Here is a 12,633-nt window from a genome sequence, read left to right as displayed (position 1 = left end):
CTGACAGTTAAGTTTTAAACTAAACGCCGAAAGTCAGCGAAACTAATGAAAGAAAAGAAAAATATAGACAACATTTTTAAAGAAGGTTTCAATAATCTTGAAGCCACTCCTTCGCCGCGCGTTTGGGAAAACATTCAAGCGGAACTCAACAAGGACAAAAAAGAACGCAAAGTTATTCCGTTGTGGATAAAACTTGGCGGTGTTGCGGCGTTACTTGCTCTACTTTTAACTGTTGGCAATTCACTTTACAATTCACATGATATAATAGATGGTGAGCAAATCACCAATGAAAATATTGAGCAAAACAATAAAAATCTTCAGAAAACTAGATCAGGATCAGAAATCCAAAATGCTAAAGTAGCTACTGAAGTTGTGACAACTCAAAATTCAAATTCTTCAGAAAAAATTGATACGAAGGATAAAAGTGAAACAAGGACTTCAAATAAAACAATTAAGGGAACTTCAAAAAAAGCTACCAATATAGTAGTTGCTTCAAGCGATTCTGAAAAGGAGAAAGCAATTCAAAAGCAACCTAATTCAGAAAGTCAAATCTCTAAGAATATTCCAACAAAGGAGTTGAATGAAGGAATTGCCACTTCAGAAAATCCTTCAGAAAAAACCACATTATACAAAACTGAAAAGAATGCTGCTGACAAGCTCATGGATTCCGAAAAGAATATCATTATTAAAAATAATCAAGGAATCGCTGAAGTTGATAAATCAAAAGATGTAAACTCGAAAGTAATTCCAACGGATAAAGAAAAAAGCTTAGCGAAGGCCGATGCAGAGACTAAACAAGATTCGATAACTAAAAAATCAATATTCGATGCCATTGCTGAAAATGTTGAAGAAAATGAATTAAAAGAGAAAGAGAAACAAGAACCTAAACATCGCTGGAAGATAGCACCGAATGTAGCTCCAGTATATTACAGCAGTTTAGGTAACGGATCCTCTATAGATCCAACATTTACAGACAATCCACAAAAAGGAGATGTTAACATGAGCTATGGCGTACAAGTTAGCTACGCTGTAAGCAACCGCTTAAGTGTTCGAACCGGACTGAACAATGTAGATTTAAGCTATAGCACTTCCGATATTTTGGTAGGCACGGGCCCTGTATCATCTGCACTAAGAACTGTAGACTATGGTGGAAAGCAAATTGTTACGACTGTAGTTTCAAAATCAACTTTTCATAGCTCTGCGCCTTCAGGAGGTTTTGAAAACATCAATCTAAAATCTACTCAAGGAAACGCTCGGGTGATACAAAATATAAATTACTATGAAATTCCTGTTGAACTTAAATACTCACTATTAGACACTCGATTAGGAGTAAACCTGATAGGTGGATTAAGTACTTTAGTTTTAGGGAATAATGAAATTTCTGTAAAAGCAGATAACTTTAGCACTGTATTAGGAGAAGCTAATAATCTTTCAGATGTAAGCTTTTCAACTAATATTGGATTAGGATTAGATTACAAATTATCTAAGAAATTTACTTTTAATATTGAGCCTATGTTTAAATACCAGCTCAATCCATATACCGATTCTTCTGTAAACTTTAAACCATATTATTTAGGAGTATACAGCGGAATAAGCTTCAAGTTTTAAGTTAGTTTTAAGTTGATTGCGTTTGATTAAAAATCAAACATTGAAAAAACCGTTCTTAGCCACAGGATGGTTTTTTTGAGTTATAAAAAAAATTGAATTTAAACTGTAGGCTTTAACAACTCATTCAAAATCACTTCTCGAGTGGCGTTTTTCAATTCTTTACGATCGGTCATTTCTAAGCTATCAGTTTCGAATAGATCGTGAACTCTTACGCGCATTTTTCCAGGCCCTCCCTTAAAAAAAGAGTATGGAAAACGTTTCTTATTATCATGAAACGTCATAGGCGCTACTGGTATTTTATGTTCAATAGACAATCTAAAAGCCCCATCTTTAAATTCATCTAAAATAATAGACAAGTCGTCTGGCACACCACCTTCAGGGAAAATACATACACTTAACCCTTCATTTAGTCTTTTTTCTGCTCTGCGAAAAGCTTCCACCCTACTTTTGGTATTACCGCGATCAACCAAAATACAAGTGCGTTTATAAATATATCCGAACAGAGGAATTTTCGCCAACTCCTTTTTGCCAACAAATACAAACGGATTTTTAGTAGTATAAAACATTAGCATTATATCCGTCATTGAGGTATGGTTTGCAACAAACATATAGCTTCTGCCTTTTTGATATTTTACATCCCTTTTTATAACCGGATAACACCCTATTCCATAAATAATTATTATTGACCAAACACGTGCCACTTTGAAAAAGAATGGATACCAAGAGCTTTTTAAAATACTTATTAGAAGAAAAGGAAAAAGTAAAATTGTAGCAAATGCTATTATTATATAAAACCAAATACGATAGAATGTCGCAAATATCTGTTCAAATAATTTCATCGGGGTCAAAAGTACATATTTGAAGTATGCAAATTATTGAAAAAAGGTACCTTTGCTAAAATTTTTTATAACAATGTCTAGAATACTTACAGGAATCCAAAGCACAGGTACACCTCACTTAGGAAATTTATTGGGCGCTTTAATTCCCGCCATAGAAATGGCGAATGATCCAAAAAACGAATCGTTCTTGTTTATTGCAGATATGCATTCGTTAACGCAAATTAAAAATGCCGAAACGCTTCGCGCAAACACCTACAGTACGGCGGCAACTTGGCTTGCTTTAGGTCTTGATGTAAATCGTGTAATATTTTATAGACAAAGCGATGTTCCACAAACAACAGAGCTCACTTGGTATTTAAACTGCTTTTTTCCTTTTCAACGTCTTACTTTAGCACATTCATTTAAAGATAAAGCAGACCGTCTTGAAGATGTAAACGCTGGCCTTTTCACTTACCCGATGCTAATGGCGGCAGATATCTTATTATACGATGCTGAAATAGTACCCGTTGGGAAAGATCAAATGCAACACATTGAAATAACTCGCGATGTAGCCTCTCGTTTCCACACACAAATGGGTGAAACATTCGTAATGCCTAAAGGACAAGTGCGAGAAGAGACTATGTATGTTCCAGGTACCGATGGCTCAAAAATGAGTAAATCGAAAAATAACTATATCAATATCTTTTTAGCCGACAAAAAGCTGCGAAAACAGGTAATGGCTATAGAAACCGATAGCACTCCTTTAGAAAAACCTAAAAACCCAGACACTTGTAACATTTACAATATTTATAAATTACTAGCTTCTCCTGAAGAAATTGCACAAATGCGTAAAAATTACGAAGGCGGAAACTACGGGTATGGACATGCAAAACAAGCGCTATTTGAATTAATTATCGAGAAGTTCTCTGAAGAACGTAAACGCTACAACTACTTTATGGAAAATCTTGATGAAGTTGATGCAGCACTTGCAGCGGGTGCAGAAAAAGCACGTAAAGTTGCCGATGGAGTTTTGAAAAGAGTAAGAGAGAAAATTGGCTACTAAACTAACTGAAATAATTTTCCTGGCAAAGGACGTACTACGCCCTTTATTTCCATATTCATAAGAATGCTAGCTGTTTTATATGCGGGTATATTACATTCCAAAGCGATAACATCTAGCATTTCTTTTTCTTTATCTTTTAAAAATCGAAAAATAACCTTTTCCTCATCATCTAGTTCTACAAAAAGCTGAGTTTGTTTAGGTTTTTTATTTTCTTGAATTTCCCAGCCTAATAGGTAAATTATATCTGCAGCGCTTGTTACTAAATGAGCTTTTTGTGTCTTAATTAAATTATTACAACCCTTACTTTGCTTGTCTGTTGCTCTTCCTGGAATTGCAAAAACTTCACGATTATATGATTGTGCTATATCTGCAGTAACCAGGCTTCCTCCTTTTTCAGCAGATTCTATTACAACCGTCGCTTCGGAAAGGCCAGCAATTATCCTATTTCTCTTTAAGAAGTTGTTCCTATCAAATGCATCACTACTCCAAAACTCAGTTATAAAGCCACCGTTGTCTTCAATTTTCGAAGCATAACGTTTATGATCTTTAGGGTACATTTGATTCAAACCGTGAGCGAGACATGCTATATTTTGCAAATTATTATCTATTGCGGCTTTATGGGCACAAATATCAACCCCATAAGCTAAACCAGAAACAATAACAGGGTTTAGTGGAGCGAGGTCTTCAATTAACTGTTGGCAGATAGAGTTGCCATAACTAGTGATTTTTCGAGTACCTACTATACTTATTATACGTTTTCCAACTAAATCGATATTACCCTTGTGAAAAAATAATATTGGGCCGTCTATGCAGTGTTTCAGTTTCTCGGGATAAGTTTTGTCTAGAAAATAACTATACTCAATATTATTAGCCTCAATAAACTGAAGTTCGTCATCAGCTTCTTCTAATTGTTTATTCAAGTTTATTTCCCTTAATCTCGACAATCCTATACCATCAATTTTGGCGAGATTAGATTTCTTTTCTTTAAAAATTGCTTCCGCAGAGCCTATTTTTCGCAATAACTTTTTTGCAGAAATATCCCCCAAATTTGGAATTCGCTGTAAAGCAAGAGTATAACGAAGTTCATTTTTTGAAAGCATAATGGTAATTTTAAAAACCTCATAGACTCTTAAAAATACAATATTTTTTCACTTTAAGCTTATCTATCTAACTATCTGCAAGTTATTAAGGATGAATTCTAACAAAAAAAGCATTTAATAATCACCTTGTAAAAGATGTTGATAATTTTTTAACTGATAACTTGAACCTCATCATAAAATAACTAACTTTGTTTCAATGCAACTAATTACCTACATAAACGATTTATTATACCGCTACGAATGCGTTATAATCCCAGGTTTTGGCGCTTTTTTAACTCGTCAAAAATCTGCTTATATCGATAGTAATACTAACAAATTTCATCCGCCTTCTAAAATTGTTTCGTTTAACAGACAATTACAAGCTAATGATGGTTTACTTGCTAATTATGTAGCTTCGGTTGACAAGTGCAGTTATGAAACAGCACTTCAAAAAATAAGAAACTTTACTGCTGAAGTTTCTAGAGATTTGTTGGAAGGAAAAGAAGTTTCTTTCAAAAACATTGGTGAATTTTCATTGAATGAAGAAAAATCAATTCAGTTTGAGCCTGTTGAACATCAAAACTTTAGCACCTCGTCCTTTGGACTTTCTACATTTGTTTCGGAAGAAATAAATCGTGAGATCTATAAAGAGGAATCTAAATCTGAAAAAGAAATAGAGCCTAAAGTTCTAAATACCGAGCGAAAACCTTCAAAACCATATCTTAAATATGCTGCAATTGCAGTAATTGCTCTTTCTGCAGTTGGTTTAGGTAGCATGAAGATTTATGAATCTCAAGTTCAGCAGTTTAATTACGCTGAACGCCAAAAAGCAAATTCACTTATTGAAAATCAAATCCAGGAAGCAACTTTTGTAATTTCAAATCCACTTCCAGTTTTAAGTCTAAATCTTCCAAAGCATACCGGAAACTATCATATTGTAGCTGGGGCTTACAGACTTGAGGAAAATGCAGATAAAAAAATGGACGAATTACGCGAAAAAGGGTACTCTCCTTTTAAAATGCAAGCCTCTAAATACGGACTTCATCAAGTTTTATATGCAAGTTTTGAAAGTCGTTCGGAAGCTTCAAAAAAGCTCTATCAAATTCAAGCCAACGAGAATGCAGATGCTTGGATGTTAGTGCAGGAGATTAAATAACATTACAATATTCCTGTAAAACTTACCCATATTTCTCTTTTTTCTATTCTTTTACTTTGAACTTAGATATCTTTGCCAAAAAACTATCTAATGCAACCAAAAAAAGCCAAAGAATCACTTACTATTTATACAGATATGGTTTTGCCTAGTGAAACTAATCCAATTGGAAATATGTTTGGAGGAGAGCTTCTAGCTCGAATGGACAGAGCCGCTAGTATTGCCGCGCGTAGACACAGTAGAAGAATTGTCGTAACTGCTTCAGTAAATCACGTAGCTTTCAACAAAATGATTCCTTTAGGAAGTGTAGTTACCGTTGAAGCTAAAGTTTCTAGAGCTTTCAAAAGTTCGATGGAAGTTTATATGGATGTTTTTATTGAAGATCGTGAAAGTGGTGAAAAGAGTCTTTCAAATGAAGCCATTTATACCTTTGTGGCTGTAGATGAAATGGGGCATCCTGTAAGAGTTCCTGAATTAATTCCAGAAACCGAATTAGAAAAAGAGCGTTTTGCCGCTGCTTTACGCCGCAAGCAACTAAGTTTAGTCTTAGCTGGAAAAATGAAGCCTAAAGATGCTATAGAGCTTAAATCTATTTTTCAATAAACTTACACTTAGAAGGTTAAGTTTCGATTTTTTTAAAACATATTAATTGTTAAAGTAGAATATTTCTGCGAAATCTTGATTGCCTTTAAAGGTTAATAAATATATTTGGAATCTTTTAGTAGAAATCCTTATGAAATTATTATTAACTTAATTGCAATTATGAAAAAAACTACGCTTCCCCGGTTAAAACTTTTTTTGTTTTTTGCCTTAGTATTTGTCTTTTCGACTTCCTTTGGACAAAACAATTACAACATCAATTTTCAGGGCGAAAATTATGAGATGCCCGAAAATATCTCAAGCTTTAAATGGAGCCAACTTCCTGTATCAGCTAAAATGGCTGAAGGCTATGTAGGTTGGGTTCAATTTTATGAAACTCCAAAGCAATCTGTTCAAGATGCTTTTAAGCAAAACAATTTAGAATTAATTGAATACATTCCTCACAATACATACTTATTCTATTTCCCAAAAAATACTTCTGTAGATTTTTTAAGAAATAACGGAGTACGTTCAATTGTAGCTGTTAATGGAAATGCAAAACTTTCTAAGGAATTACAAAACCCTCCTTATGAGTATTGGGCTATGGATGGAGATAACATTTTAGTGACATTAGAGTTTCACAAAAATATTTCAGCAGATCAAGTTATTCAAGAGTTAGCTCAAAGACAAATTGCAGTAAAGCAACAATACAAAGGCGCTAACAATATAGAACTTTCTATTCCAAACAACTGCTTAGAAGACCTTGCAAATCTTTCATTTGTAAAATGGATTGAATTAATTCCAGCTCCCTCTGTTCCAGATGATACTCGTGGTAGAAGTCTTCACCGTTCAAGTAATTTAGATACTCAAACTACGGCAGGTAGAAACTACACAGGTGAGGGAATTGGCGTATTATGTCGTGATGATGGTATCGTAGGACCCCATATCGATTTTCAAGGAAGAATAGACAACTCACAAGCTAGTGGTACAGGACAAAACCACGGTGATGGTGTTTCAGGAATTATGTCTGGAGCAGGAAACTTAAATCCTTCGTACAGAGGTATGGCTGCTGGTTCAACACTTCACGTAGTAAACTACATCCCAAGCTTTTTGGATGGACCAACAGTTTCACTTATCAATAGCGGTGATGTAGTTATTACAAACTCTTCATATAGTAATGGTTGTAATGATGGTTATACTACAATTACACGAACTGTTGATACTCAAACAAAAGATTTCCCTAACCTTCTTCACGTATTCTCTGCAGGAAATTCCAATGGAAACAACTGTGGTTATGGAGCCGGCAACCAATGGGGAAATATTACTGGGGGTCACAAACAAGGTAAAAACGTAATCGCTACTGCAAACGTTTATTTTGACGGTTCATTGGTATCATCGAGTAGTAGAGGACCTGCACATGATGGTAGAATTAAGCCAGACATTGCTGCAAATGGTCAACATCAAATGTCTACAGATGAAAACAACACTTACCGTAGTTTCGGTGGAACTTCAGGAGCTGCTCCAGGTATTGCTGGTGTTTCGGCTCAATTATACGAAGCCTATGCGGGGTTAAATGGCGGAGATCTTCCTCAATCTGCACTTATTAAAGCGGCTTTATTAAACACAGCTAACGATGCTGGAAACGTTGGACCTGATTACAAATTTGGTTTCGGTATAGTAAACGGACTTCGTGCTGCAAAGCTTATCGAAGATGAACGTTACCTTTCTAGCACTATCTCACAAGGTGATACAAACAACCACTCAATAAATGTTCCTGCAGGTACTAAGCAAGTACGTTTTATGGTTTATTGGAGTGATGCTCCTGCATCTCCAGGTGCTAATCCAGCGTTGGTAAACGATTTAGATTTAGTGGTAAAAGATCCAAATAACACAGATTACCTACCTTATATTCTAGATCCAACTCCAAACCCAACAACATTAAACTTACCGGCTACAAATGGTGTAGATCGCCTTAATAACGTGGAGCAAGTTGTAATAAACAACCCAACATCAGGAAATTACAACATAAATGTAACAGGTTTTAATGTACCTGTTGGTCCACAGGAGTATTTTGTGGTATATGAAGTTATTTCTGAAAACATCACGGTAACTTATCCTAATGGAGGTGAAAGTGTAGTTCCGGGTGAAGCTGAATCTATTCACTGGGATGCTGTAGCTGTAAACACTACCTCAAGTTTTGAACTTGAGTACTCAATTGACAATGGAAGCAGCTGGAATAACATCGCAACTGTTCCTAGCTCGACTACTAACTACGAATGGAATGTACCAAACTCAGTGTCTGGTAAAGCATTAATTCGTGTAAGTAATGGGTCGTCGCAAGATGTAAGTGATGATACTTTTGACATTGCTCCTTTAGTAACAGGATATCTAGTTAGTCAAGTTTGCCCATCTACAGCAACCTTCACCTGGAATCCAGTTACCGATGCAGAATCTTATGATTTTTATATCTTAGGTGAAAAATATATGGAGGTTGTTGGTACTACTAATACTAACTCTATCACTATTCCTATTACAGACCCTGAGGCAACACTTTGGTATGCAGTTTTAGCAAAAAATGATACAGAAGATTGGGAAGGACGTAGAAGTGTTGCTAGAAAGCACGATGGTGGACTTCTTAACTGTACGTTAGCTAATGATGTTGCTGTTGAAGTAAATAACACTCCAAGTGATTTTAATCAGATTTGCAATCCAGGACCTGTTACTGTTTCGGCTAAGTTGACAAATACGGGTATAGATTCACAAACTAATTTTGATGTTAGTTATCAATTAGACAGTGGAAGTCTTATTACTGAAACATTTACAGAAACCCTTCCTTCTGGTCAAACTGTGATTTTTGATTTTGCAGAGCAAATTGAAATAACTACTAGTGGAACCTACACATTAACTGTTTCGATAGATTTACCGGGTGATGAAAATCCAAATAATGATGAGGATGCACTTACATTCTATTCAGAAATGGAAGCAGCTCAGTTAGATTACGAAGAGCCGTTTGATGTAAACGGAATGCCACCTGAGGGGTGGACTATCTTTAATCCAGACAATAGTATTACCTGGACACCTAGAAGTGTTACTGGAAGTACTGGTGAATCTACTTTAACCGCTTATGTTGACAACAATAGTTATAACGGCAACGGACAAGAAGATATATTACAAACTCTATTTATCGATTTAACAACAGCTAATGATGCTCACTTAAGTTTTGACATTGCCAAAGCACAATACTCATCAAGTTTCTCTGACGCATTTAGAGTAGATATATCTACAGATTGTGGAGCTACTTTTAATCAAATCTATTACAAACAAGGTCTAGATCTTTCAACTATACCTGGATATTTTACTGGATCTTGGGTTCCTAGTTCAGCAAATCAATGGCGTACAGAAACAATTGATCTTTCAGCTTATTTAGGTGAAAATGTTCAATTTAGATTTGTAAATATTACTGGTTACGGAAATAGCACTTATATAGATAATATAAATGTTAATGGTTCATTAGGTGTTAACAAAGAAATTTTCAGTAATGTATCAATGTATCCTAACCCAGCTTCAAGTGAAGTAGTTATCAATTTGAACACCACAGTTCAAAACAATGTTTCTATTGAACTGTACAACAGCTTAGGGCAAAAACTACAGACTATTACTGAAAATGAAATGAGTGGCAAGTCAAGAGGAACACTTAATGTTTCTAATTATGCTACTGGTATTTACTTTGTGAAAATAAAGTCTGGAAAAACTAGTGCTACTAAAAAGTTGATAGTGCAGTAAAAATTTCCAAAAAGTAAAATTTTAAAAACCAAAAAGAGGCTGTCTAACAAGACAGTCTCTTTTTTTGTGAATCAACTTTACTAAATCATAATGTTAATTCATAATAATCAGACGGTTAAGACTTCTACAGAATACATTATATTGTTATAACCATTTTCGATTACTAATTAGCAAGAGAGAGTACAACTGCCTAAAAATCCCAATATGCTAGATGGCCTATAATACATCGTTTGGTTTTACAACGATTTCAATTAAATGTTAATTATAAGAGAAGCTCTGGGGACAAGAGACAAGGAAAAAAGTTGTAGGAATTCATCAATTAGAAACTCTTAATCTAAACAATAACCAATCTACAAATTCTTGGGTAATCAACTAAAAACGAACTAAGAATGTAGTTATATATTCAGAAAATGAATATATAAGGTTTGTATTATAAACTTCAGCAAAGACCTCCTTTTAGGAGGAAGGTCTTAATTGCTAATATAAATTTTCTACATTCTATAAATCCAATCTGCTGGATTAATTTTCGTCTTGTTCTTATAGATATAGAACTTTAATAGCGTGCGCCCTTCTGTAGCGCTTTTTGCTACAGTACCGATATTTTGTTTGGTAGATACCTTATCGCCTTTTTTCACGGAAACTGTAGCCAAATTGCTGTAGACAGATAGATAATCTCCGTGTTGAATTATAACCACCTTATTTGCACCTTTTATCATTTGGATAGACAACACTTGTCCTTCAAAAATAGAACGCACAGCAGAATTATCACTTGTAGCAATTTCAACCCCACTATTATTGGTTGTAACATTCGGGAATTGTGGATGTCTATGCGTACCAAAACTTTTAGTTACCATCCCTTTTTCTACTGGCCAAGGTAGTTTTCCTTTGTTTTTTGTAAAACTCGCTGCCAGAGCCTTGTCCTCCGCAGTTAATGAAAACTCTTCCGACTTAGCTGGTTTTGTTATTTTATTCTTTGTTGAAGTAGCATCCGTGGTTCCTTTTGCCTTAGCTTCTGCAGCCGCTTTTTCTCTTGCAATTCTATTAGCCTCTTCAATTGCAGCTCTAATTATAGCTTCAATTTGACGGTCTATTGCATCGGCTTCTTTTTGCTTATTGCGTATTTGCGAAACAAATTTGCCCTCATCCTTCTTTAAGGCAGCCATTAGAGCTTGTTGGTTCTTTCTTTCTTCTGTAAGCTTTCGTTTTGCCTTTTCATTTTCAGCAATCAGCTTTTGTTTCTGCTTTTTCTGATCGATTAAATTTGTATTTAGCTGTTGTAATTCCTCAGTTTTTGCTTTTATTCCTTCACCTTGTTTTTTTCTAAACGCCGTATATTGCTTCATATACTGAACGCGTTTATAGGCTTGCAAAAAGTTTTCAGATGATAGCAGAAACATTATTCTACTCTGCTGGTTTTTGCTTTTATACGATTTTTGAATCATGGCAGCATAATCAGCTTTCATCACTTTCAATTCTTCTCGAAGCGCACTTATTTTATTAATATTTTCATTAATATTTCGAGTAAGCAAGTTTGCTTGCTGGTTTGTAACTCGAATTAAATTTTCTGAAGCTGCAATACGTTGATTTAAATCTTCTACCTGTGAAAGCACAGATTTTTCTTCTTTTCTAGTTTTAAAAAGAAGAGAGTTTATTTGCTTAATCTCCTTAAGTATAGCTTGCCGCTTTTCCTCTAGTTCCTTTTGTTTGTCACTTTGTGCAAAGGAAGATGTAACTGTTAGGAAACAGAAAAATAATAAAATATATGTCGAGAATTGCTTCATTTAATTAAGTTGAATTTCTTCGTAACCATCTGGAATATTAAATGGAAAACCTATGTTCACATTCAAATCGATTTTTCTAAACGTAATTTCAATCAGTGTACTCGATTCGTGTTCAGAAGTATTAATCATTATATTTTTTGGAAAATATTGTTCTTCCACTTTTTGATAGTCTCCATAACGAATAGCTAATATGCGGTTGTCATCTGGTTGCGATAATGTTTCTGAAGCTATTTTAAAATTATCAGGATTTATAAAAAGCGAATGTATGAAATTCTTAGGCTGTTGCTTTGGTTGAATTTTGAATTTATTCTGAAACACCTCAGATGTGTAATCTCCAGGGTTTAAAGTAAATATTGATTGCCCTAAAAGTAGATTTTGTGCCTGCTGAAAGTTGATTGGTGTACCTAGCCATTCACCCAACAGTGCAAAATCACCTTCAAAATAAGTTTTTCCAATTGTTTCATAATAGCTAACGCTTGTTGGAGTAATCAACACTTTTGCAATTGTAATTCCTAAGATGGAAGCTTTCACCCAAATGTTTTTATCTTTTTCCATACGCAAGCTAACGGTTATGCTTTGCGACTTCCTTTCGTCCTCATACTGCAACTGCATACGACCTGCCAAGGTTTTAAATTCGGGAGCAGCCATTTTATGGGAAGAAATAACTTCCTTAGCAGAAGCATATTTTACGGAAGTTACAGACTTAGTTCCTCCACAAGAGGTTAGTACAAGTAAAAAGATTAAATAATATGGTTTCAGCTTCATAAAA

At 34.8% G+C, this 12,633-nt stretch carries 9 protein-coding genes; 5 read left to right on the top strand and 4 right to left on the bottom strand.

Annotated elements, in window-relative coordinates; genetic code table 11:
* Nucleotides 1-45: 45 nt before the first annotated feature.
* Nucleotides 46-1,608 (top strand): porin family protein, encoded by a 1,563-nt coding sequence (locus tag K8344_RS02895; protein WP_237606788.1) that lies wholly within the window; start codon nt 46-48, stop codon nt 1,606-1,608.
* A gap of 98 nt (nt 1,609-1,706) precedes the next feature.
* Here K8344_RS02895 and K8344_RS02890 read toward each other — a convergent pair whose 3' ends face one another.
* Nucleotides 1,707-2,447 carry a lysophospholipid acyltransferase family protein gene (locus K8344_RS02890; protein ID WP_237606787.1) on the bottom strand — a complete coding sequence of 247 codons (741 nt, stop codon included), beginning with the start codon at nt 2,445-2,447 and terminating at the stop codon, nt 1,707-1,709.
* Between the two features lie 73 nt (nt 2,448-2,520).
* Here K8344_RS02890 and trpS point away from each other — a divergent pair, with 73 nt between their 5' ends.
* Nucleotides 2,521-3,489, top strand: coding sequence for a tryptophan--tRNA ligase (trpS, locus tag K8344_RS02885; RefSeq protein ID WP_237606786.1), 969 nt, complete (start codon nt 2,521-2,523; stop codon nt 3,487-3,489).
* Here the strand turns inward: trpS and dprA are convergent.
* Nucleotides 3,486-4,589 carry a DNA-processing protein DprA gene (gene dprA, locus K8344_RS02880; RefSeq protein ID WP_237606785.1) on the bottom strand — a complete coding sequence of 368 codons (1,104 nt, stop codon included), beginning with the start codon at nt 4,587-4,589 and terminating at the stop codon, nt 3,486-3,488. The genes trpS and dprA overlap by 4 nt on opposite strands.
* A 196-nt stretch (nt 4,590-4,785) precedes the next feature.
* Between dprA and K8344_RS02875 the strand changes: the two genes are divergently transcribed.
* The 3 genes from K8344_RS02875 to K8344_RS02865 all read left to right on the top strand — a co-directional run bounded on the left by K8344_RS02875 (nt 4,786) and on the right by K8344_RS02865 (nt 10,083).
* Nucleotides 4,786-5,724 carry an HU domain-containing protein gene (locus tag K8344_RS02875; RefSeq protein WP_237606784.1) on the top strand — a complete coding sequence of 313 codons (939 nt, stop codon included), beginning with the start codon at nt 4,786-4,788 and terminating at the stop codon, nt 5,722-5,724.
* A 90-nt stretch (nt 5,725-5,814) separates the two neighbouring features.
* The gene (locus K8344_RS02870) at nt 5,815-6,324 is read left to right on the top strand and encodes an acyl-CoA thioesterase (RefSeq protein ID WP_237606783.1); all 510 of its coding nucleotides are present in this window, start codon (nt 5,815-5,817) and stop codon (nt 6,322-6,324) included.
* 279 nt (nt 6,325-6,603) lie between these two features.
* Nucleotides 6,604-10,083: a S8 family serine peptidase gene (locus K8344_RS02865; RefSeq protein WP_237606782.1), complete on the top strand. Its 3,480-nt coding sequence runs from the start codon at nt 6,604-6,606 to the stop codon at nt 10,081-10,083.
* Nucleotides 10,084-10,574: 491 nt separating this feature from the next.
* Here K8344_RS02865 and K8344_RS02860 read toward each other — a convergent pair whose 3' ends face one another.
* Both K8344_RS02860 and lolB1 read right to left on the bottom strand, forming a co-directional pair.
* Nucleotides 10,575-11,864, bottom strand: a complete 1,290-nt coding sequence (locus K8344_RS02860) for a murein hydrolase activator EnvC family protein (protein ID WP_237606781.1) — start codon at nt 11,862-11,864, stop codon at nt 10,575-10,577.
* Complete coding sequence (lolB1, locus tag K8344_RS02855) at nt 11,865-12,629, bottom strand: lipoprotein insertase outer membrane protein LolB1 (RefSeq protein ID WP_237606780.1); 765 nt, start codon at nt 12,627-12,629, stop codon at nt 11,865-11,867.
* Between the last annotated feature and the right edge of the window lie 4 nt (nt 12,630-12,633).

The organism is Aequorivita xiaoshiensis (assembly GCF_022008395.1).
Classification (GTDB): Bacteria; Bacteroidota; Bacteroidia; order Flavobacteriales; family Flavobacteriaceae; genus Aequorivita; species Aequorivita xiaoshiensis.
Note: the sequence above shows the minus strand (reverse complement) of the source record. Positions and strands in the feature narration are given on the sequence as shown.

Coding starts and splice junctions, on each gene's coding strand:
- K8344_RS02895 (WP_237606788.1), top strand. CDS start 46: ATGAAAGAAAAGAAAAATATAGACAACATTTTTAAAGAAGGTTTCAAT.
- K8344_RS02890 (WP_237606787.1), bottom strand. CDS start 2,447: ATGAAATTATTTGAACAGATATTTGCGACATTCTATCGTATTTGGTTT.
- trpS (WP_237606786.1), top strand. CDS start 2,521: ATGTCTAGAATACTTACAGGAATCCAAAGCACAGGTACACCTCACTTA.
- dprA (WP_237606785.1), bottom strand. CDS start 4,589: ATGCTTTCAAAAAATGAACTTCGTTATACTCTTGCTTTACAGCGAATT.
- K8344_RS02875 (WP_237606784.1), top strand. CDS start 4,786: ATGCAACTAATTACCTACATAAACGATTTATTATACCGCTACGAATGC.
- K8344_RS02870 (WP_237606783.1), top strand. CDS start 5,815: ATGCAACCAAAAAAAGCCAAAGAATCACTTACTATTTATACAGATATG.
- K8344_RS02865 (WP_237606782.1), top strand. CDS start 6,604: ATGCCCGAAAATATCTCAAGCTTTAAATGGAGCCAACTTCCTGTATCA.
- K8344_RS02860 (WP_237606781.1), bottom strand. CDS start 11,864: ATGAAGCAATTCTCGACATATATTTTATTATTTTTCTGTTTCCTAACA.
- lolB1 (WP_237606780.1), bottom strand. CDS start 12,629: ATGAAGCTGAAACCATATTATTTAATCTTTTTACTTGTACTAACCTCT.